The organism is uncultured Merdimmobilis sp. (genome assembly GCF_902471145.1).
Taxonomy (GTDB): Bacteria; Bacillota; Clostridia; order Oscillospirales; family Ruminococcaceae; genus Merdimmobilis; species Merdimmobilis hominis.
Genome location: NZ_CABRJC010000001.1, coordinates 54,005 through 73,945, shown reverse-complemented (window position 1 = coordinate 73,945; position 19,941 = coordinate 54,005). Strand labels below are relative to the sequence as shown.

General features: G+C 58.3%; 18 protein-coding genes. All 18 read left to right on the top strand.

Annotated elements, in window-relative coordinates; genetic code table 11:
- The first annotated feature begins 176 nt into the window (after positions 1 to 176).
- The 18 genes from RDQ42_RS00345 to ftsW all read left to right on the top strand — a co-directional run bounded on the left by RDQ42_RS00345 (position 177) and on the right by ftsW (position 19,903).
- Positions 177 to 1,499 carry a recombinase family protein gene (locus RDQ42_RS00345; protein WP_231358256.1) on the top strand — a complete coding sequence of 441 codons (1,323 nt, stop codon included), beginning with the start codon at positions 177 to 179 and terminating at the stop codon, positions 1,497 to 1,499.
- A 28-nt stretch (positions 1,500 to 1,527) separates the two neighbouring features.
- Positions 1,528 to 1,863: a hypothetical protein gene (locus tag RDQ42_RS00340; RefSeq protein ID WP_054331641.1), complete on the top strand. Its 336-nt coding sequence runs from the start codon at positions 1,528 to 1,530 to the stop codon at positions 1,861 to 1,863.
- 448 nt (positions 1,864 to 2,311) lie between these two features.
- Positions 2,312 to 2,986, top strand: coding sequence for a deoxynucleoside kinase (locus RDQ42_RS00335; RefSeq protein ID WP_054331642.1), 675 nt, complete (start codon positions 2,312 to 2,314; stop codon positions 2,984 to 2,986).
- A gap of 9 nt (positions 2,987 to 2,995) precedes the next feature.
- Positions 2,996 to 3,892, top strand: a complete 897-nt coding sequence (locus RDQ42_RS00330) for a DUF2156 domain-containing protein (protein WP_231358257.1) — start codon at positions 2,996 to 2,998, stop codon at positions 3,890 to 3,892.
- A gap of 24 nt (positions 3,893 to 3,916) precedes the next feature.
- A complete protein-coding gene (locus RDQ42_RS00325) occupies positions 3,917 to 4,771 on the top strand; it encodes a GNAT family N-acetyltransferase (RefSeq protein ID WP_231358258.1) in 855 nt (284 codons plus the stop codon).
- Positions 4,772 to 4,798: 27 nt separating this feature from the next.
- Positions 4,799 to 5,416, top strand: coding sequence for a 5-formyltetrahydrofolate cyclo-ligase (locus RDQ42_RS00320; RefSeq protein WP_231358259.1), 618 nt, complete (start codon positions 4,799 to 4,801; stop codon positions 5,414 to 5,416).
- Positions 5,417 to 5,548: 132 nt separating this feature from the next.
- Positions 5,549 to 6,679, top strand: coding sequence for an endolytic transglycosylase MltG (gene mltG / locus RDQ42_RS00315; protein WP_231358260.1), 1,131 nt, complete (start codon positions 5,549 to 5,551; stop codon positions 6,677 to 6,679).
- 17 nt (positions 6,680 to 6,696) lie between these two features.
- A complete protein-coding gene (locus RDQ42_RS00310; protein WP_231358261.1) occupies positions 6,697 to 7,929 on the top strand; it encodes a U32 family peptidase in 1,233 nt (410 codons plus the stop codon).
- Positions 7,926 to 8,102: a DUF4177 domain-containing protein gene (locus RDQ42_RS00305; protein ID WP_231358262.1), complete on the top strand. Its 177-nt coding sequence runs from the start codon at positions 7,926 to 7,928 to the stop codon at positions 8,100 to 8,102. Before RDQ42_RS00310 ends, RDQ42_RS00305 begins: the two co-directional genes overlap by 4 nt.
- Before the next feature lie 165 nt (positions 8,103 to 8,267).
- Positions 8,268 to 9,665 (top strand): MATE family efflux transporter, encoded by a 1,398-nt coding sequence (locus tag RDQ42_RS00300; protein WP_231358263.1) that lies wholly within the window; start codon positions 8,268 to 8,270, stop codon positions 9,663 to 9,665.
- Between the two features lie 595 nt (positions 9,666 to 10,260).
- A complete protein-coding gene (mraZ, locus tag RDQ42_RS00295) occupies positions 10,261 to 10,680 on the top strand; it encodes a division/cell wall cluster transcriptional repressor MraZ (protein WP_054331649.1) in 420 nt (139 codons plus the stop codon).
- Between the two features lie 28 nt (positions 10,681 to 10,708).
- Positions 10,709 to 11,662, top strand: coding sequence for a 16S rRNA (cytosine(1402)-N(4))-methyltransferase RsmH (gene rsmH / locus RDQ42_RS00290; RefSeq protein ID WP_054331650.1), 954 nt, complete (start codon positions 10,709 to 10,711; stop codon positions 11,660 to 11,662).
- Positions 11,663 to 11,729: 67 nt separating this feature from the next.
- Positions 11,730 to 12,218: a hypothetical protein gene (locus RDQ42_RS00285; RefSeq protein WP_054331651.1), complete on the top strand. Its 489-nt coding sequence runs from the start codon at positions 11,730 to 11,732 to the stop codon at positions 12,216 to 12,218.
- Between the two features lie 97 nt (positions 12,219 to 12,315).
- Entirely contained in the window at positions 12,316 to 14,565 is a 2,250-nt protein-coding gene (locus RDQ42_RS00280; RefSeq protein WP_195254282.1) for a penicillin-binding transpeptidase domain-containing protein, read from the top strand.
- A gap of 211 nt (positions 14,566 to 14,776) precedes the next feature.
- Positions 14,777 to 16,228 (top strand): UDP-N-acetylmuramoyl-L-alanyl-D-glutamate--2,6-diaminopimelate ligase, encoded by a 1,452-nt coding sequence (locus RDQ42_RS00275; protein WP_231358265.1) that lies wholly within the window; start codon positions 14,777 to 14,779, stop codon positions 16,226 to 16,228.
- 13 nt (positions 16,229 to 16,241) lie between these two features.
- On the top strand, positions 16,242 to 17,600 hold the full coding sequence (gene murF / locus RDQ42_RS00270; RefSeq protein ID WP_231358266.1) for a UDP-N-acetylmuramoyl-tripeptide--D-alanyl-D-alanine ligase: 1,359 nt from the start codon (positions 16,242 to 16,244) through the stop codon (positions 17,598 to 17,600).
- 74 nt (positions 17,601 to 17,674) lie between these two features.
- Positions 17,675 to 18,682, top strand: coding sequence for a phospho-N-acetylmuramoyl-pentapeptide-transferase (gene mraY / locus RDQ42_RS00265; protein WP_231358267.1), 1,008 nt, complete (start codon positions 17,675 to 17,677; stop codon positions 18,680 to 18,682).
- 129 nt (positions 18,683 to 18,811) lie between these two features.
- Entirely contained in the window at positions 18,812 to 19,903 is a 1,092-nt protein-coding gene (gene ftsW, locus RDQ42_RS00260; protein ID WP_071428459.1) for a putative lipid II flippase FtsW, read from the top strand.
- Positions 19,904 to 19,941: the final 38 nt, after the last annotated feature.

Sequence of the window (19,941 nt, the reverse complement as noted above, 5' to 3'; positions counted from 1 at the left end):
AGCGTATACCCCCTGTGGGGAGGTATGCGCTTTTTCCTTTTATATCGCTTGAAAGGGGGAATCCTTGTGGAAACAAAGAAAGAAGAGACGTTGGAAATCCGCTTTGAGGACCCCAACCCGCCCGGCAGGCTGGAACAGCTGCTGCGCAAACTTCTGCGGGGGGAGGAGCTATGAGGATGGCCGCCTATTGCCGGGTCTCCACCGACCGGGAAGCCCAGCTGGAATCCTTGGAAAACCAAAAGCGGTTCTTTGAGGATTTTGCAGAAAAACAAGGCCACCAACTGGTGAAAATCTATGCGGATGAGGGGATATCCGGCCGGCAGATGAAGGGCCGGGAGCAGTTTTTGCAGATGCTGCGGGATGCACAGGAAGGGGCCTTTGACCTGGTGACCGTCAAGGATATCAGCCGGTTTTCCCGCAACACCGTGGACTTTTTAAACGCTTTCCGGCGGCTCAAATCCCTGGGGGTTGCCGTGTGGTTCCTCTCGGGGAGCCAGGGGCTTTTGGGGGACTCTGAGTTTGTCCTCACCATTTTTGGGGCGCTGGCCCAGGAGGAGAGCGCCAACCTTTCCCGCCGGGTGAAGTTCGGCAAGCAGGAAGGGGCAAAGCGGGGCAGGGTCCCGCCGGAACTCTACGGCTATGACCGGGTGGACGCCTTCACCCTGCGGATCAACCCGGCGGAGGGGGAGACGGTGAAGCGGATCTTCCATTGGTACACCGGGGAGGGCATCGGCTGCCGGGCCATCGCCCTGCGGCTCACTGCCCTGGGCATCCCCGCAAAACGGGGCGGCGATTGGAATGCCAAAGGGGTGCGGCGGATTTTGGGCAACCCGGTTTACGCAGGGGAACTGGTCAACAACCGGTTTGAGACGGTGGACTTCCTCTCGGGGAAGACGGGGACCCGCCCCCAAGGGGAGTGGCTCCGCCACCCAAGACCGGAACTGGCCCTGGTGACCCGGAAGGAGTTTGACGCCGCCCAGAGGATACTGGAAAGCCGGGCTGTCCCCAAGGCGGGATCCCCCAAGGGGAGGTACCCTCTCAGCGGACTCCTCTGCTGTGCCTCCTGTGGGGAGCCTCTTGTCCGCCGCAAGCGCAAGGCGGGGGCCCGGTGGCTCTGCCCTACTCCCGGCTGCCCCGGCCACCCTTCGGTGGGGGAGGAGGAGCTGAACCGGGCCTTGGGAATGTATTTTTCGGCCCGCCTTCCGGGGGAGACGCCCCGTCCCAACCGGGGAGAGTCCGCCTCCGCGGCACTGCACCAACGGGAAGAACGGGTGAAGACCCTGTTCCAGGCGGGGATCATCTCCCTGGAGGAACTCAAAGAGCGACTTGCCCAGCTGGAGAAGATGGGGGAAGAGCTGCAAAAATGGGAGGGGATTAACCGCCCGGTTTTCTCTGCCGGGGAGCGGTTTTCCCATCTCACCCGGCCGGAGCTCCACCGGCTGGTGGAGCGGATTGACGCAGATCAAAACAGGGTGACAGTACATCTCAAACAGCTGTGACGGCGGCGATGGAGGGGCAAAAACACAGGTGGTTGACCCCATCTGCCTCTCCTGCCGCATCTGCGAATGCCCCCAGTATAACTGCGAGCCCTTAGGCGTCCTGCCCGATTGCATCACAGCCCAGTTTGACGGGGTGTTCCAGGGCGTCACCCCCAGCCGGGTAGTGTATATCAGCCTGGGCCTGTTCACCATCGTGCAGATCGAGCGCTGTGTCCAGATGATGATCCCCGCCTACGACTACTGCGTGCCGGATAAGGAGAGCGTCTGCACTACCGACGACCCCTGCGAGCTTTTCAAACGGATCAAATTCCCCACCGATGAATTTTTCCCGCCCAAGCTCAGCGACCTCACCTGCGAGGAGTAGTCCCCCACAGGCAAAATAGCGGCGAGCCGCCGCGGGCAATTGGCGCACTCGCTTTTGTGGGTGCGCTTTGCTTTTGTACTCGCGCTATAAATCGGGATTTTAACTGTCCTTTCCCCATCCCCCAAAGGGTGAAACAGCCGCGGCAGGCCAGAGAGGTGCCATGCCGCGGCTGTTTTGCGGGGCCAAGGGGAGTGAAACGGTGGAAGGAGGATGGATTTACCCAGGAAAGGGCAGGCTCCCCTTTTTAGGTCCGAGCCGGCCATGGCCTTGTGCGGGCTTCTATTTTTTTCAGGGGAAAGCAAGGGGGAGAAACGCACAAAACGAAAAAGAGAGTTTTTTGTTCCCTGGTGGTTTTTTTTGGACTTATATAGTATAATATTTCTGTATGAATTGGCTAGGCTTTTCTATTTGGGCCAAAACTTGCCAAAGAAACAAGGGAAGTGGCATATTGAACACGCACAAGGGAAAACTGATTGTAATTGAAGGGCTGGATGGCAGCGGCAAAGCGACCCAAAGCGAGCTGTTGTATCAATCGCTTCTGGAAGTGGGCGATCCGGTCCGCAAAATCTCCTTCCCCGATTATGGGCAGCCCTCCTCCACCTTGGTGAAAATGTACCTCTCGGGGGAGATCGGCAGCTTAGAGGAGGTCAATGCCTATGCGGCCTCCAGTTTTTACGCAGTGGACCGGTATGTCAGCTACCAAACCCAGTGGAAAGACGATTACTTGGGAGGGAAGCTGATCATCGCAGACCGCTACACCACCAGCAACGCCGCCCACCAGATGGTGAAACTCCCCAAGGAACAATGGGACGGGTTCCTCTCCTGGCTGGAAGAGTATGAGTATAACCTCCTGGGCATCCCTTGGCCGGACGGGGTCATCTATCTGGATATGGAGCCGGAGACCTCCCGAAGGCTGATCGAGGGCCGGTACCAGGGGGATGAATCCAAAAAAGACATCCATGAGGCCAATTTTCAGTACCTGCTGCGCTGCCGGGAAGCTGCGTTGTACGCTGCCCAGCGCCTGGGGTGGAGGACGGTCCGCTGCTGCGACGGCATATCCCCCCTGCCTATTGAGAAAATTGCGGAATCTGTTCGCAGAATGTCGGTAGAAATTTTAAAATAAGGTGATATTATGGTAGAGTTCCATCCAATCCAGCTTTCCGACCGCACATGGATCGGGGAGCTGTTCCACCTCTCCCAATACCGGGGGAGCGAATATTGTTTTTCTAACAGTTACAACTGGCGCAAGGCCTATCAAATTGAATGCACCCGCCTGGGGAACCGGGCGCTGATCCGCTCCGATGGGGGGCATGGCCGAAATTACCTGTATCCAGCCGGCGACGGCGATTTAAAAGAGGCTATCCTCGCCATGAAAGCGGATGCGGACAAAGACGGCCTGCCCTTCCGCCTCAACGGGGTCACCGATGAGATGCGGGACTGTCTGGAGGAGAACTTCCCCGGCGCGTTTGAATTTAGCGAGCGCAGGGATCAGTTTGACTACATTTATTCGGTGGACAAGCTCTCCAGCCTCTCGGGCAAGAAGCTCCACGGCAAGCGCAACCATATCAACCGGTTTTTGGAGACCTACGACTGGCGGTTTGAACCCCTCACCCTGGACAATCTGCCCTACGCCTTTGAGATGAACCAGCAGTGGAAACAGATCATCGCACAGGAAGGGGAGGACAACCAGAGCCTGGATCAAGAGGGGGAGGCGGTGAAGAGCGCCTTTGACCACTTCACCGACCTGGGGCTCAAGGGGGGCCTGCTCATCGCCGATGGCCGCCCGGTGGCCTACACCATGGGAAGCCCCTTGACCGAGGACACCTTCATCGTCCACATTGAGAAGGCGTTCTGGGATGTGCCCGGCGCTTACCCCATGATCAATCAGCAGTTCGTCCGGTATGCCTGCGAGGGGTTTACCTACGTCAACCGGGAGGACGACACCGGAGATGAGGGCCTTCGCAAGGCCAAACAATCCTATTACCCTGACATCCTGCTGCGCAAATTCCACGCCGTCTGGCGGGGATAAACGCGCCCGAAAGGAGACGACGCCATGATCGCATTTGCCGACCGGTCGATGGTACCCGCCCTCAAGGAGCTGTGGAAACTCTCCTTCGGCGACCCCGAGGGTTACATCGATCTGTTTTTTGAACACCGCTTCCGGGATAAGGAATGCCTGGTGGATGTAGAAGGGGAGAGGGTAGCGGGAATGCTGTTCCTATTGCCCATCACAGTCATCACCCCCCTGGGCGAGATGGATGCCCGGTACATCTACGGGGTGGCCACCCATCCGGATTTCCGGGGCCGGGGGATCAGCACCCGGCTGCTCCACCGGGCCCACCGGGAGATGGAAAAGGAGGATGTCATCCTCTCCATCCTGGTGCCGGCCACCAAAGAGCTGTTCCAGTTCTATGAGCACCGGGGTTACGCCATCGAGTTTAACTGCCGCCGCATGGCCCTTCCTGCCGGCGAGATCCCCCCAGGGGAAGGGGTACCTCTCGCTGAAAGTTCCTTTGCAGGGGAGGCGGCCCTGCGCAACCGGTATTTCAATCGGTGCCACATGTTCGGCCGGTGGGATACCAGGGCTCTTTCCTACCAGGATATTGAGGCCGGGTACACAGGGGGAGAAGTCCTCTCCTTCCCCGGGGGATACGCCTACTGTCTCCCCGATGGGGACAAGGTGCTGGTCAAAGAGCTGGTGCTGCCCAAGGATGTGGATTTTTATGAAGTGGCCAAAGCCGTCCACCGGCGCTATGGGGCCAAGGAGTACCAGTACCGGCTGTGGGAGGACATCCCCGCCGGGGAGCTGGCCCCCTATGCCATGGCCCACTGGATCAAAGAAAAACGACAGAAGAAGCTGGAAGACGTAGAGGGCCGCGCCTCCTATCTGGGACTGACCTTGGATTAAGCGGCCCCGACAGAGAGGTAAAACAGGATGAAAAACATAGACTTACGGGAATACAAAGGGGCCTTGCGCCGGGAATCCAAGGCGTACCGGCAATCCCTTCCCGCCGAGGCCAAGGCCAAAAAAGACAGCGCCATCCTGCGCCGGCTGCTGGCGCTGCGGCAGTATCAGCAGGCTTCTTTGGTGCTGACCTATGTGTCCACTGCCATTGAGGTGGACACCCGGGAGCTGATCCGCCAGGCGCTGGCAGACGGCAAGCGGGTGGGGGTCCCCCGGTGCATCGACGGCACCCGGCTGATGGAGTTTTACGAGATCGGCTCGCTGGACGACCTGGAAAAACGCACCTTCGGGGTGCTGGAGCCGGTGCCGGAACGCTGCGCCCTCATCACCGATTTTTCCAAGAGCATCTGCGTGGTGCCCGCCCTCCTCTACGATCTGTCCGGCTACCGCATCGGGTATGGCGGCGGCTACTACGACCGCTTTTTGGCCCATTACCCGGGGTATAAAGTGGGGGTGACCTATGTGAAGTGCATCCGCAGGCGGATTCTCCACGGGCGGTATGACGTGCCGGTCAGCGCCTTGGTCACCGAACGGTATGTCAACTTTTTGAAAAGCCCCGCCCTGCGCAGAGGTTCCCCTCGGGAGTGAGAGGCAGGTACGGGCTACATACTACTGCCTACGCAATCCGGCAATTGATTCTCATGAAAAAATGCGGTATGATACCAACATAAAATCGAATCCGGTCGAATAGCCGGGAAATGGTACCGCAGGAGGAATGTTATGGATAGAAACAACCAAAATCCCCAGGATAGGCGCCGCCGGCCCAGCCGTAAGCCCAGCAAGGTGAGCCGCCGCTTACTTACCATCGCCGCCGTGGTGGGGGTGTCCATCTTTTTGGCGGTCTTTGCCTTGCAGAGTTTTTCTGACCTGTTTGGGCTCAACCAAAAGGACCAGCAGATTGAAATCACCGTGGAGAGCGGCATGTCCTCCAGGCAGATTATCAACCTGCTCAAGGACGAAGGGGTCATCTCTCAGAAGCTGACCTTCCAGCTGTACGCAGGCCTTCGCAACTCAACCTCCAAGTTTAAACCGGGGGTCTACCTGCTCAACTCCAATATGAGCTACGACGAAATCATTGTGGCCTTGCAGACGGGCAACGAAAAGCAGAATACCGTCCGCATCACCTTCCCAGAGGGGATGACTTTGCGGGAGATCGCCAACCTCCTGGAGGAGAAGGGGGTCTGCAAAGCCCAGGATCTATATAACTACTTGGAGACCGCCAATTTGGAGGAGAAGTACGATTTTGTGGAGAAGATCCCCAAGGAGGAACACCGCTTCCGCCGGTTTGAGGGGTATTTCTTCCCCGACACCTACGACTTCTTCCTGGGGGAGAGCCCGGAGAGGGTCACCGCCCGGTTCTTGGACAACTTTGAATCCAAGATCACCGATGAGATGTACGCCCAGATGAAAAACCAGAACCTGACCCTGGATGAGACCATCACCTTGGCTTCGATGATCCAGGAGGAGTCTTCCGGGCATGAGGAGATGGGGCGGGTGTCCTCGGTGTTCCACAACCGCTTGGATAATTCCGTCACATACCCTCGCCTCCAGTCCGATGTGACCATCTTCTATGTCAACCGGGATATCAAACCCTTTTTGCAGGTCAACGATCAGGAGATGTACGACGCCTACAACACCTACAAATGCACCGGCCTGCCGGTGGGTCCGGTGTGCAATCCGGGGATTGACGCCATCAAGGCCGCCCTTTACCCGGAGGACACCGACTACTACTTCTTCCTGACCGATGCGAACGGCAAGTTCTATTATGCGAAAACCGCAGACCAGCACTACCAGAATGAGCGGATCGCCGCCCAGACCGGCGAGGTCCACGGAACCGATACCCAGGATTAGAAGGGGGACAGTTTAGGATGACAGACCCAATCAAAAAGCCCGAGGTCCTCGCCCCCGTGGGAGATTCGGAGCGGCTGGAGGCAGCTATCCGCTATGGGGCGGATGCGGTGTACTTGGGGGGCAAACAGTTCGGCATGCGGGCGAATCCCGCCAACTTTGACCAGGATGAACTGCGGGATGGGGTGGCCCTGGCCCACAAGCATGGGGTGAAAGTCTACCTGACTTGCAATACCCTGCCCCTGAACAGGGAGATCCCGGAGCTTCCAGACTTCCTGCGCTATGCCAGGGATGTGGGGGTGGACGCCCTCATTGTCGCCGATGTGGGGGTGCTGATGGAGGCCAAACGCACGGTGCCGGAGGTGGACATCCACATTTCCACCCAGGCAGGTGTGGTCAATTACCTCACCGCCACCGAGCTGTACCACCTGGGGGCTAAGCGTGTGGTGCTGGCCCGGGAGCTCTCCATCGAGGACGTGAAATACATCCGGGACCACACCCCGCCGGAGCTGGAGATTGAAGCCTTTGTCCACGGGGCAATGTGCATGTCCTTTTCCGGCCGGTGCCTCCTGTCCAACTACATGACCGGGCGGGACGCCAACCGGGGCGAATGCGCACAGCCCTGCCGCTGGTCCTACCACCTGATGGAGGAAAAGCGCCCCGGCGAGTATTTCCCCGTGTTCGAGGACGAGCGGGGCAGCTACATCCTCAACGCCAAGGACTTGTGTATGATCGAGCATATCAAGGAGTTGGTGGACGCCGGGGTAAGTTCCCTCAAAATCGAAGGGCGGGCCAAATCCGCCTACTATGTGGGGGTGATCACCAACGCCTACCGGGCGGCGGTGGACTTGTATGCCCAAAACCCGGGGGAGTTCCAGCTTCCCCAGTGGATTGCCGATGAGACCCGCAAGGTCTCCCACCGGGAGTATTCCACTGGGTTTTACTTTGGCCGGCCGGACCAGTGTTACAAGAGCGGCGGCTATGTGCGGGAGTGCGACATCGTCGCCAATGTGGATTCTTGGGAGGAGGGCCTTTTGACCCTGACTCAGCGCAACTACTTTAAGCCCGGCGACCGGGTGGAGGTGCTGGAACCCAAGTCCCAGCCGGTGGAACTGACGGTGAAAAAAATCCTTTCCCTGGAAGGGGAGGAATTGGACGCCGCCCGCCACCCCATGCAGAAGGTTCGGATTCCATGCAGCCGGGCCTTTGCCCCCGGCTCCATTGTCCGCAAAGACAAGGAGGAGTCCCGATGAAACGGTTTGAATACAAAACGGTGGATTTGAGCCCCACTTGGTCTTTGGACCCGGAAAAAAAGAACGCGGAGCACCTGGAACGCCTAGCTAAGCTGGGCCAGGAGGGATGGATGCTGGTCTCCGGTAATGAGAATTGGAAATACTCCCTATTTGTGCGGGAGATTGAAGAATAGCTGTAGAGACAAGGGCCTTTCCCTATTGGGGAAAGGCCCTTGTCTTATTCTCCCCCCAAGGGACATCCCCTTTTGCGCTGCGTTTTTGGGAGAATTTCCCACGGCAAATCGCCCCATTCGGTGGAACGCTAAACAGGATGAACCATTTAAAAGGGGAGTGATTGGATGAGCAAAGACCACAGCCGGTCAAAAACCGGGGTGGATCTGGGGAAAGACAGCATCGGCAAACTGCTGCTGCGGCTGTCCTTGCCTGCCATTTTAGCCCAATTGACCAATGCGCTGTACAGCATTATCAACCGTATGTATCTGGGCAACCTCCCGGGGCAAAGCCATTTGGCCCTCTCTGCCCTGGGGGTCTGCATGCCGATTTTGATTTTGATCACCGCTTTCAGCTCCCTGGTGGGGATGGGCGGTGCGCCGCGGGTCTCCGCCCGTATGGGAGAGGGGGACTATGCCGGTGCGGAGCGGATTCTCGGCAGCTGTTTTACCACCATCCTGCTGATCTCCGCCACCATCACCCTGGTGCTGCAGCTGTTTATGGCCCCCATTCTGCAGATGTTTGGGGCCAGCGGCGAGACCCTGCCCTATGCCATGAGCTACCTGCGGATCTACTCCCTGGGTACCGTCTTTATGCAGATTAGCCTGGGGATGAACTTTTTCATCAGCGCCCAGGGGTTTGCCAAAACCAGCATGATCACCATTCTGTTGGGTGCAGGGCTCAACATCGTCCTGGACCCCATCCTGATCTTTGGGCTGAGAATGGGGCTGCCGGGGGCTGCGCTGGCCACAGTCATCTCTCAGGGGGTGGCGGCTGCCTGGGTGATGCGGTTCCTGCTGGGGCCCAAAACCCAGCTGAAAATCCGCAGGGAAAACATGCCCATACGCTGGAAGATCCTAGCCCCGGTGCTTCTTTTGGGGCTTTCACCCTTTGCAATGCAGTCCACGGAGGGCATGGTCAGCATCGCCTTTAACATCCGCCTGCGGGATATGGGCGGCGATGTGGCCGTGGGGGCGATGACCATCCTGACCAGCATCCTCCAGGTGGGGATGATGCCGGTTTCTGGCATGAGCCAAGGGGCCCAGCCCATCCTGAGCTTCAACCTTGGCGCCCGAAAAGCCGACCGGGTCAAGGAGGCATTCCGCATCCTGCTGTTTTCCAGTCTGGGGTGGTCAGTCACTTATTGGGCCGTCTTAATGTTGTTCCCCGGGTGGTTTGCCGGCCTTTTTTCCAGCGACCCGGCCCTCTTGGAAACGGCGGTCTGGACCATGCGGATTTATCTGGCCGCCCAGTTTATCAGCGGGGCACAGATCGCCTGCCAGCAGACGCTGGTGGCGGTGGAGCAGGCAAAAGCTTCGCTGTTCCTGGCACTGCTGCGCAAACTGTTTCTGCTGGTGCCGTTGATGTTCATCCTGCCAAGCATTGCTGGACTGGGGCTCACCGGTGTGTTCCTCGCCCAGCCCACCGCCGACCTGGTGGCCTTTACTATCACGGCCCTGGTGTTCTACACCAGGTTTAGCCGAGTACTCCGCGGGCTTCGGGAGGGGCGCGTCCAGGAGGAATAGGGGACTGCTATCAAATTTTAGCAAGCATTTTGGACAGGCGCGTGAAAACGCGCCTGTCTTTCTGTTTCCAAGCCTTGCTGAGGGCCCCTGTTTTTCAGCGCCCAATTGCCAGGCTGCCACTGCACAAAGCCGAGGGACAGCCTCTTCCGGCACCAGGGTCCGTTTGCGGCAAGAGGTTGCCGCGACTGGATGCAAAGAGCACTGTGGGAATGCCAGTTTTTCCACACCGCGCGGTGGGGAAAATCCCCAATGGATGGGAGGGGATCCAACCTTTAGGTGGTTGTTTCTAAACAATTTGAAAAGGAATATTTTCCCAAATTTGGTAAAGGTGGGAGAGGGATAATTGCGAAAAAACAATAAAATTCGACATATGGTTTGAGGCGAATGAATGTTCTTGCATGTCCATTTTATGCGGGTTGGCATGGTTTTGCACCCAATCTGCTCCAGGAAGGGGGAAGGAAAAAAAGCCCGGGATTTTTTTGGGAAAAGTGTGGACACACTATTGCAATTTCCTTATACCACATGTATAATTAGAACAACAGTGGTGAAAAGTGGGTAAAAGTGGTTTGAAAATTGCAAGAAGGGGGCGGAAAGAATGTTGATCGGCGAGTACCAGCATACGCTGGATCCCAAAGGCCGCGTCAACTTCCCCGCCCGTCTGCGGGAATCGCTGGGCTCCACCTTTATCATCACCAAAGGGCTGGACAACTGCCTGTATGTCTATTCCATGGAGGAATGGAAGGTGCTGGAGGATAAGATCCGTGCCCTGCCCATGAGCAAATCCCGCAACTTGCAGCGTTTCTTTTTTGCTGGGGCCGCTGAAGCGGAGCCGGATAAGCAGGGCCGGGTGCTCATTCCCGCCCATCTGCGGGAGTACGCCGGCCTCACCAAAGACGTAACGGTGATCGGCGCGTCGGTGCGGGCGGAGATCTGGGACAGCGAACGTTACCAGTCCAGCTGTGAGGAACTGACCAGCGACTCCATCGCCGAGTCGATGGATGAACTGGGATTTTAACAAACGAAGGGAAAACGGAGGGGAAAAGATGGAATTCAGCCATGTGCCGGTGCTCCTGGAGGAGTGTATTCAGGGCCTTGCCATCCGGCCCTCCGGCATCTATGTAGACGGGACCGCCGGCGGGGCAGGCCATTCCCGGGAGATTGCCAAGCGCCTGGGGCCCCAGGGGCGGCTCATCGCCATTGACAAGGATCCGGACGCCGTCGCCATCGCGGGGGAGCGGCTTCGGGAATTCCCCCAGGCCACAGTGGTGCAGAACGATTTCGCCAACATCCCCCTGGTTCTGGATGAGCTGGGTATTGACCGGGTGGACGGCATCCTCTTGGATTTGGGGGTGTCCTCCCACCAGCTGGACACTGCGGAGCGGGGCTTTTCCTACAACTTTGACGCCCCGCTCGACATGCGGATGAGTCAGAGCGGCCTATCTGCCTACGACATTGTCAACACCTACTCGGTGGAGGACATCACCCGCATCCTGCGGGAGTTCAGCGAGGAAAAATTCGCCTACCGCATCGCCCAGAACATTGAGAAAGCCCGGCAGCAAAAACCGGTGGAAACCACCTTTGAACTGGTGGAGATCATCAAGCAGTCCATCCCGGCGGCGGCGCGCAGGGAAGGGGGCCATCCGGCCAAACGGACTTTCCAGGCGCTGCGGATCGCTGTCAACCAGGAGCTGGATCACCTGTCCATCTGCCTGGACGACGCTTTTGAACGGCTTGCCCCCGGCGGCCGGTTCGCCGTCATCACCTTCCACTCCCTGGAGGATAGGATGGTGAAGCAGAAATTCGCCGCCTTGGCCAAAGGCTGTATCTGCCCGCCGGACTTCCCGGTGTGCGTCTGCGGCCACAAACCCCGGGCCAAGCTGGTCAACAGAAAGCCCATTGAGGCCACAGCGGAGGAATTGGCTGCCAACAAGCGCAGCCACAGTGCCAAGCTGCGGGTCTGCGAACGGCTCCCGGAAGGGGAAGAGCAACAAGGATAATAAGTGCCTGGACACAACCTCCAGGGACGTATCATAATCATTCGGATGAGAAAGAGAGGGACTTATCTTGGATTACGCAAGACAAAGCACGGCTTATGATCTATCCCGCTATGAGCAGCATCTGCGGCCTCAGCCGCCGGAACTTCATGTGGTTGGCAGGGGCAATTCCCGGGCGGCGGCCAACCGCGCCCTCGGCCTGCGGCTCGCCTGCACCGCGCTGGCGGTGGTCTCAATGCTGGCGGTGATGCTGTATAACAATGCCATCCTCACCGAACTCACCGAGGAATACAACGCCCAAAGCACCAGATATGAGGAGCTGAAAAGCGAAGGGGTGCGCCTGCAAAGTGAATTGGAAGGGAAGATGAGCCTGCGCAACGTGGAGGATTACGCCTCTGCCAACATGGGCCTTTCCAAAACCGAAGCTTACCAGATTGAATATGTCCAGCTCAACAAAGGCGACCGGGTGGTGCTTGCCCAAAGCCCGGCAAATGCGGGGCCGTGGGGACGGATCCAAGAGGGGTTCCAAGCTTTTTTGGAATACCTGATGCCAAATTAAAATACCTATGATACAGCTAAGAGTTAAGAGACTTTCATCTTAGCTCTTAATTTCTTTTTGGCGGAAAACGCTCTCACCGCCCAATGGAGGAACGAACATGGCAAATGCTCCCAGCAATAAAATGCAGCGTCGGATCCAGGTGATCTTGTTTTGTATGGCGGTGGTGGGATTTTCCATCCTGCTGGGCCGGCTTTATTATTTGCAGATTGTCGAAGGGGATAAATATCAAAAGCTGGCCCTCTCCCAACAGATGCGCTCCACCACCATCAGCGCCGAGCGGGGGGAGATTTTAGACACCAACGGCAAGGTGCTGGCCCGCAGCGCCCAGGTGTGGAACGTGATCCTCTCCCCGGCGGATGTGAAGGACGATGCCCAGCTAAACCAAGTGGCGGACTTTTTGTCCGAGCTATTGGATGTGGATCGGCAAAAGATCATCGACAAAGGCAAAAACAAAAAAATGTACTACGAGCGGGTCAAATCCAAGGTGGAAAAGGATGTGGCCGACCAGATCACCCAGTTCTGCGTCGACAACAAGATCACCTGCATCAACCTGGAGGAGGACACCCGCCGCTACTACCCCTATGGCCATTTGGCGTCCACTGTGCTGGGCTTTACCGGCAGCGAAAACAAGGGCGCCTATGGCCTGGAAGCCTATTATGACAAGTATTTGAGCGGTACCCCCGGCCGTGTGGTGGCAGCGAAAAACGCCTGGGGCTCCGACCTGCCCTACCGCTACCAACAGCTTTACGACGCCCAGGATGGATGCTCCATCGTGCTGACCATCGACGAGGTGGTTCAGCACTTCCTGGAGAAACACCTGGAGACCGCCGTCACCGAGCACAACGTCCAAAACCGGGCGGCGGGGATTGTGATGAACGTCAAAACCGGCGAGATTTTGGCCATGGCCACCAAGCCGGACTTCGACCCCAACGAGCCGCTGGTCATCGCCGACCCCAAAACCGCGGCCGCCTTGGAGGAACTGAAAAAGACCGCTACCGATGAAGAGTATGCAAAAGCCCTCCAGGAAGCCCAGTTTGTCCAGTGGAACAACAAGGCGGTCCAGGAGCCCTACGAGCCCGGTTCGGTGTTTAAAATCATAACCGCCGCTGGGGCTTTGGAATCGGGCGCGGTCCACGGCGGAGATGTGTTCAACTGTCCAGGTTACCACATTGTGGCGGGCCGCAAGGTCCACTGCTGGAAGAACGGCGGCCACGGGACCATCACCTTTGTGCAGGGCATCATGGGTTCCTGCAACCCCACCTTCATGATGGTGGGGGAAAAGATGGGCGCTGAGACTTTCTACGAATACTTTGAAAACTTCGGCTTAACCGAGCCCACCGGCATCGACTTCCCCGGCGAGGCGGACAGCAACTACCACAGCATGGAGCGGCTGCGGGACGAAGGCTCGGGGGCGTACCTGGCCTCCAGCTCCTTTGGCCAGACCTTTAAGGTGACCCCCATCCAGCTGATCACAGCGGTTTCCGCAGCGGTCAACGGGGGAAAACTGATGCAGCCCTACTTGGTCAAACAGATCCTGGACGCCGACGGGAACGTGATCAAAACTACCCAGCCGGTGGTCAAGCGCCAGGTGATCTCTGAGAGCATCTCCAAAGAGCTGGCCGGCTACTTGGAACTGGTGGTCTCGGGGGACGGCGGCTCCGGCAAATCCGCCAAGATCCCCGGCTACCGCATCGGCGGTAAGACCGGTACCTCGGAAAAGCTGGATAAACTGGATGAGTATGGCCAGGTTCAGGAACGGGTAGCCTCCTTCTACGGCTTCGCCCCGGCCGACGACCCTCAAATTGCGGTGCTCATTCTCCTCGATGAGCCCCACATGGACAACATCTACGGCTCAGTTATCGCCGCGCCGGTCGTCCAGGGTATCCTGGCCGATGTGCTCCCCTATATGGGCATCGACCCGGTTTACACCGCCGAGGAATTGGAGAAGAAAGAGGTTTCTACCCCCTACCTGTTGGGCTACCGGCCCCATGAGGCCACCAGCGAGCTGATCCAACAGGGCCTGAAGAGCAAAGTGGTGGGCGATGGGCCCACCGTCCTCAAACAGATCCCCGCCGTCAGCCAGCCCATCCCCAAGGGCGGAACAGTCATCCTGTACACCGACGAGTCGGAACTCTCCAAGACGGTCACCGTCCCCAATGTGGTGGGACTCTCCGGCCAACAGGCCAACCGCACCATCCTCAACGCCGGCCTGAACATCAGTGTCAGCGGGGTGGAGATCGACAGCGCCGGCTGCATAGCCGCCAGACAGAGCCCGGAGGCGGGCACCGAAGTGGAGATCGGCACGGTGGTCACCGTGGAATTTATCAACAAGGATTTGGCGGGATAATCTGCCTGTTTTTGCCGATGCTAGTGTATATTGGAAATCCCTGCGCCGCTGAAGCTGCGGCATGGGCAACTGCGGGGAGGGGCCATTGTTTGGCCAAAATCCCGCTCGCATACATGAAATATCATCTTATCAACCCCGTACTTCGCGTGATGAGATGAGCGATTCCCTCACAAATATGTGCCGGCGCGAAGCGGCGGAATGGATGATCAGCATGAACCTCTATCGTCTGTTGGAAGGGCTGGAATGGAAAGGCAGCGTCCCGGACCAGGATATCCCTTCCCTCACCTGCGATTCCCGCCAGGTGGAGCCTGGAAGCCTCTTTTTCTGTATCAAAGGCGGCCAGTCTGACGGCCACGATTTCGCCAAGGCCGCCTGTGAAGCCGGCGCCGCCGCCGTGGTGGTGGAACGGGATTTGGGCATCCCAGGCCAGATTTTGGTGGGAAACAGCCGGCTGGCCTACAGCATCGTCTGCGGCAATTATTTTGGCAACCCAGCCCGCAAAATGAAGCTGGTTGGCATCACCGGGACCAACGGGAAGACCACGACAACCTATTTGATCAAACATATTTTGGAGACCACCGGGGCCAAGGTGGGGCTGATCGGCACCATCCAGATCGAGGTGGGGGACCAGCCCCTGCTGGCCAAATACACCACCCCGGACCCCTACCAGCTGCACACCACCTTCGCCCAGATGGAAAAGGCGGGCTGCGAGTACGTGGTGATGGAGGTTTCCAGCCATTCCCTGGATCAGAATCGGGTGGCGGGCCTCACTTTTGAAGTGGGGGTCTTTACCAACCTGACCCAGGACCACCTGGATTACCACGGCACCATGGAGAATTATTACCAGGCCAAACGCAAGCTGTTCGACCACTGCCGCGCGGCGGTGGTGGATGTGGATGACGCCTATGGCAAGCGCCTGGCCGGGGAATGCCCCTGCCCGGTGAAGACCTATTCGGTCCAGGGTAATCCGGCGGATTATATGGCCGGGGAGATTGTCACCTTTGCCGACGGCAGCGCCTATATCCTGTCCGCGAAGAACCGCCGGGAGCAGGTGAAAATCGCCATGCCGGGGGCATTTTCGGTGGCAAACGCAACCGGGGCTGCCGCTGCTTGCCTCGCCTTGGGGATGGGGTGGGAACGGGTGCTTTACGCCCTTTCCACCTGCCCAGGGGTAAAGGGCCGTCTGGAGGTCCTCCCCGCGCCAGGCAAGGATTTCACCATCCTGCGGGATTACGCCCACAGCCCCGATGGATTGGAGAAGATGCTCACCGCTGTGCGGAATTTCGCCCCGGGGCGGATTCTCTGCCTCTTTGGGCCGGCCGGCTGCCGGGATCGCACCAAGCGGCCGAAGATGGGCAAAATTGTCGCCACCTTGGCGGACTTTGTCATCCTCACCTCCGATAACCCCCGCACCGAGGACCCGCAGCAGATTCTAAACGACACCCTGCCCGGCATCTTGGAGGTGGGTACCCCCTACAAGATGATCGTCAACCGGTATGACGCCATCGAATGGGCGCTTCACAACGCCCAGAAGGACGACATCCTGGTCTTGGCGGGCAAGGGACATGAGGATTACCAGGTGCTGGATTACGGCACCATCTACTTCGATGAAAAAGAGGTCGTCGCCCGGCTGCTGGCCGAGGAAGCGGCCGATGCCAAATAGACGAGGATTTGCCATGGAAAAACTACCGATCAACACCATCGCCCAGTGGATTGGGGCGGATTTTCACGGGGAAGGGGAAATTGACACCTTCACCAACGACTCCCGGGCCGTCACACCAGGCTGTCTGTTTGTGGCGATGGAGGGGGAAGTGACCGACGGCCACAAATACATCAACCAGGCCCTTGCAAAGGGGGCGGCTTACGCCGTGGCCCACAAGCCGGGGGATTACCGCCCTGCGGACCGGGTGCTCTATGTAAAAAACACCCGGGAGGTGCTTCTCTCCATCGCCTCCCATTACCGGGACAGTTTTGACCTGAAGGTGGTAGGGGTCACCGGCAGCGTGGGAAAAACCACCACCAAGGAGTTTATCTGGACGGTATTGAGCGCAAAATATCACACGTTGAAAAACCTGGGAAACCAGAATACCGAGGTCGGCCTGCCTCAGACCATCTTCCGGCTGGGGCGCAGCCACCAGGCCGCGGTGCTGGAAATGGGCATGTGCGCCCTGGGGGAGATCGAGGAACTGACCCGGGTGGCCAAACCGGACATTGGGGTAATCACCAATGTGGGGGTCGCCCATCTGGAGAAGCTGGGCAGCCGGGAGAACATCCTCAAAGCCAAAACCGAAATCGTGCTGGGCATGCGCCCAGGCTCCCCCCTCATCCTCAACGGGGACAACGACCTGCTGGGCACTTATGAAAACCCGGATTTTGAGATCATCCGCTATGGCGTCCACAACCCGGCTTGCCAGGTTCGGGCGGAGGGGATCGTCCAGGAGGGGACCTCCACCCGGTTTCTCATCCGGCGGGGGGAGGAGTCCATCCCTGCGGTGATCCCCATCATCGGGGAACACAATGTCCTCAACGCCCTGGCCGCCTATGCGGTGGGCCGGGAATTGGATATTTCGCCTGAGGACTGCGCAAAGGCCCTTTCTTCTTACCAAACCGCCGGAATGCGGCAAAAAATCGTAGAACACCAGGGCTATACTGTAGTGGAGGATTGCTACAACGCCAACCCGGATTCCATGCGGGCTGCCCTCACTGCTTTTGCCGCCTATCCCTGTAAGGGGCGGCGGATCGCCCTGCTCTCCGACATGCTGGAGATCGGACCCAACTCCTATGAGGATCACAAGGAGATGGGCCGCCTCTGCGCCAAGCTGGGCATCCAGCAGGTATGGGCCGCCGGCCGGGACGCCAAAGGCTATGCCGAGGGCGCCCAGGAAGCCGGTGTGCAGGAGAGCTGCTTCTACCCGGATAAAATGGAGTTGGCCCGCGCCTTAGCCCCCACTCTGCGGGAGGGGGATCTTGTGTGGGTCAAAGGAAGCCGCGGGATGGAGATGGAGGAGATTTTCCCCATCCTATACCGCCCATAAATCGAGCCGGGCACTTGCCCGGGGAAGGAAATTTTGCCCGCCCCAGGGGCGGTGCAGCCTGGAGGTTTCACACCATGGATGGATTGACAACGGCGATTGTGACGGTGACCGCCTTTGCGGTGACTGCTGCCTTGGGGATTTGGATGATCCCCTTTCTGCACAAGTTGAAGTACGGCCAGACCATTTTGGACATCGGCCCCAGCTGGCACAAGAACAAACAGGGAACCCCCACTATGGGGGGATTGATGTTCATTGTGGGGATCTTAGTCGCCTGCGCGGCGGGGTTTGCCCTATACGCCACCCGCAGTGGGGGGTTTACCCCCATCCAGCGGATGGAGAACGCCAAGTTTGCCGCCGGCCTCCTGATGGCCGCCGCCTTTGGGTTCATCGGTTTCCTGGACGACTATGTAAAGGTCTCCAAAAAGCAGAATCTGGGCCTTACACCCAGCCAAAAACTGGTTCTACAGTTTGGGGTGGCGGCCTTTTACCTGGTGAGCATCCGCCTTTCCGGGGACGCCACCACCGCCCTGCCCATCCCATTCTTCGGATATTTTGACTTTGGCATCTTCTATTACCCCCTGGCAGCGGTGGGAATTGTCTACATCACCAACTCGGTCAACCTGACCGACGGGCTGGATGGCCTGGCCTCCTCAGTAACTTTGATGGCCTCCTTGGGCTTTTTGGTCATGGGCCGGATGCTGGGGGTGGTCCCCGCCGAGCTGATGGCTGCGGCCACCGCCGGCGGCTGTGTGGGCTTTTTGGTGTGGAATTTCTACCCAGCTAAGGTGTTTATGGGGGATACTGGCTCCATGTTCCTGGGGGGCCTGGTAGTGGCCATGGCCTTTTCCATCGGCAGCCCGCTGATTCTCGCCTTTGTGGGGATCATCTACATCGTGGAATCCCTGTCGGTGGTGCTCCAGGTCATCAGCTTCAAAACCACCGGCAAGCGGATTTTTAAAATGAGCCCCATCCACCACCATTTTGAGATGTCCGGCTACAGCGAAGTGCAGATTGTGGCCGCTTTCTCTCTGGTGACTGCCGTAGGGGCGGCCCTGGCCGTCTTCTCCATTGCACGGCTGTAGTCCCATACCAACCTAAGAGGCCATTTGAAAGAGGTGAGTCCAATTCGACAGACAAAACAGGAGAGCCGCAGAAAGAAGAACGGCTTTGCGAAGCTTTGGGAAGATCTTTTCGGGGAGACCCAAGGCCCCATGGATCTTACCTTTTTGATCTTGGTGCTGATCCTATTGACCATTGGGCTGATTATGCTGTTTTCAGCCAGTTATGCCAACGCCTATTACCTGATGGGCAACAGCTTCCACTACATTTCCCGCCAGATGGCCTTTGCTGTGGTAGGGGTGATCGCCATGCTGGCCGCATCCAAAATCGACTACCACTTTTGGCGGAGATTCGCCATCCCCATGATGGCTCTCTCCATCGTCCTCCTGCTGGTGGTGTTCGCCATGCCGCCGATCAACCATGCCCACCGGTGGATTTTCATCGGTTCTTCCTTCAACTTCCAGCCGTCGGAGGTGGCGAAGTTCGCGGTGGTGCTGTTGTTCAGCCATTTGATCGACGTCAACTACCAGCGGATGCACAAGTTTGAATACGGCATTCTTCCCTTCGGCGCTATCCTGGGCGTTTTGGCGGTGCTGCTGATCGCTGAGCCCCACTTGTCCGGCACCATCCTCATCGTCGGCCTGGGTGTCATCATGATGATCGTGGGCGGCATCCGCCTTTCCCACCTGTTTTTGGCGGGGGGCGCCGGAGGAACCGCGCTGATCCTTCTGGTCCTCGTGCTGGGCAAATGGGACCGTATGATGGGCCGGATCGAACACTGGCTCAACCCTTTCCTCGACCCCCGGGGCGAGGGGTTCCAGACCATCCAATCCCTGTATGCCATCGGTTCTGGCGGGCTTTTAGGCTCCGGCATCGGCAACAGCCGCCAGAAATACCTCTACCTGCCCGAGCCTCAGAACGACTTCATCTTCTCCATCGTCTGCGAGGAGCTGGGGCTCATCGGGGCGGCGATCATCATCATCCTGTTCGCCCTTTTGCTGTGGCGGGGGTTTGTTATCGCCCTGCGGGCCAAGGATAAATTCGGCTGCCTCATGGCAGTGGGCCTCACCGCACAGGTGGGCTTGCAGACCATTTTAAATATTGCGGTGGTGACCAATACGGTGCCCAACACCGGCATCGGCCTGCCGTTCTTCTCCTATGGGGGAACCGCCTTGATGATGCTTCTGGCCCAGATGGGGATCGTCCTCTCCATCTCCCGGCAGAGCTCTCTGGAACGGGAATAGCCCCCAGCCCCCTTTGATCGGCGCAGAGCTGGGGCAGT

Bases quoted from the DNA above. Each gene is read 5' to 3' on its own strand.
- ftsW (WP_071428459.1), top strand. From the start codon at position 18,812: ATGGATCTTACCTTTTTGATCTTGGTGCTGATCCTATTGACCATTGGG.
- RDQ42_RS00305 (WP_231358262.1), top strand. From the start codon at position 7,926: ATGAAACGGTTTGAATACAAAACGGTGGATTTGAGCCCCACTTGGTCT.
- RDQ42_RS00275 (WP_231358265.1), top strand. From the start codon at position 14,777: ATGAACCTCTATCGTCTGTTGGAAGGGCTGGAATGGAAAGGCAGCGTC.
- RDQ42_RS00320 (WP_231358259.1), top strand. From the start codon at position 4,799: ATGAAAAACATAGACTTACGGGAATACAAAGGGGCCTTGCGCCGGGAA.
- RDQ42_RS00280 (WP_195254282.1), top strand. From the start codon at position 12,316: ATGGCAAATGCTCCCAGCAATAAAATGCAGCGTCGGATCCAGGTGATC.
- RDQ42_RS00325 (WP_231358258.1), top strand. From the start codon at position 3,917: ATGATCGCATTTGCCGACCGGTCGATGGTACCCGCCCTCAAGGAGCTG.
- mraY (WP_231358267.1), top strand. From the start codon at position 17,675: ATGGATGGATTGACAACGGCGATTGTGACGGTGACCGCCTTTGCGGTG.
- RDQ42_RS00310 (WP_231358261.1), top strand. From the start codon at position 6,697: ATGACAGACCCAATCAAAAAGCCCGAGGTCCTCGCCCCCGTGGGAGAT.
- murF (WP_231358266.1), top strand. From the start codon at position 16,242: ATGGAAAAACTACCGATCAACACCATCGCCCAGTGGATTGGGGCGGAT.
- RDQ42_RS00300 (WP_231358263.1), top strand. From the start codon at position 8,268: ATGAGCAAAGACCACAGCCGGTCAAAAACCGGGGTGGATCTGGGGAAA.
- mraZ (WP_054331649.1), top strand. From the start codon at position 10,261: ATGTTGATCGGCGAGTACCAGCATACGCTGGATCCCAAAGGCCGCGTC.
- RDQ42_RS00330 (WP_231358257.1), top strand. From the start codon at position 2,996: ATGGTAGAGTTCCATCCAATCCAGCTTTCCGACCGCACATGGATCGGG.
- mltG (WP_231358260.1), top strand. From the start codon at position 5,549: ATGGATAGAAACAACCAAAATCCCCAGGATAGGCGCCGCCGGCCCAGC.
- RDQ42_RS00345 (WP_231358256.1), top strand. From the start codon at position 177: ATGGCCGCCTATTGCCGGGTCTCCACCGACCGGGAAGCCCAGCTGGAA.
- rsmH (WP_054331650.1), top strand. From the start codon at position 10,709: ATGGAATTCAGCCATGTGCCGGTGCTCCTGGAGGAGTGTATTCAGGGC.